Consider the following 888-nt stretch of genomic DNA (forward strand, 5'->3'; position numbering starts at 1 on the left):
GGGTGTCAGGCAAAGGCCGCACGCTGGTCTTCCCAAAGCAGTGGCACGCCCTTCTTCAAGAGACGGTCACTGGTCATGTTGGTTGGCTGTTGTCCGTTCAGCACCGCCTCTTGCAGGTCAGGTGCCAGCATCGCCAGCGTGATAAGGCTTTGGATGCGGCGTTTCGAGATACCTGTTTGCTCCGCGACCTTAGTAAATGACTGACCGCTTAGAATGGCGTCCAAGCATGTGTGCGCCAGCGCAAGGTTCTTGAGCAGTGTCGTATCAACCTGCTGTTGGCTATGGGCCGTGCCATTGGTTTGCACAAACTTCAAATCCACCCCACGCCTGCGCAAAGTGAAGGGGATCGTGGTTGTGAGGTGGTTCTGATCGATTGCGCTTGGCTCTGTGTTGAGAAGATCAGCCAGAGCTGTTGCGCACAAACGCAGATCGGCCTCGCCTGCTTTGATGTCGACGCGATCGATGAGCAGCAGCCATATTACTGGATCTGCTTTGCTTCGCAGCGTCTCCTGCGCCTCAATCATTTGTGCCGCATGTGCCGACGGCCAGATCTGGTTTACGCGGGCTGATGCTTGAAGCAATTCTTGGACCTTCGTTACAAGATAGCGCTCCAGTTCCACCGCAGGCAGCCGCCATGCAGTAGGGTGTGATGTGCGCCGCTCTTTGATCAGCCTGCGCAAGATGTAATAGCGCAGTGGTCTGCCCTTCGACTTGGTGTGGCTCGGCGTCAATGTAGCGCCTGTCTCGTCGAACAGTTTGCCTGCCAGCGGGGATTTGGGGGCGCGGTGGTTCGCGGCAGGGGGTTTGGCCTTTGGGCGTGCCAGATGCTGTTGCACGTATTGGAACAGGTCCGCTGCGATGATCGCCTCATGCTGCCCCTCGATCGCC

The 888-nt window shown here is 57.5% G+C and carries 1 pseudogene; it reads right to left on the bottom strand.

From position 1 onward, the window contains the following. Positions 1-5 precede the first annotated feature (5 nt). Positions 6-888, bottom strand: a pseudogene (locus L1065_RS15710) (hypothetical protein); the annotation flags it as partial.

Source organism: Nereida sp. MMG025 (assembly GCF_021654165.1).
In the GTDB taxonomy this organism is placed as follows: domain Bacteria; phylum Pseudomonadota; class Alphaproteobacteria; order Rhodobacterales; family Rhodobacteraceae; genus Nereida.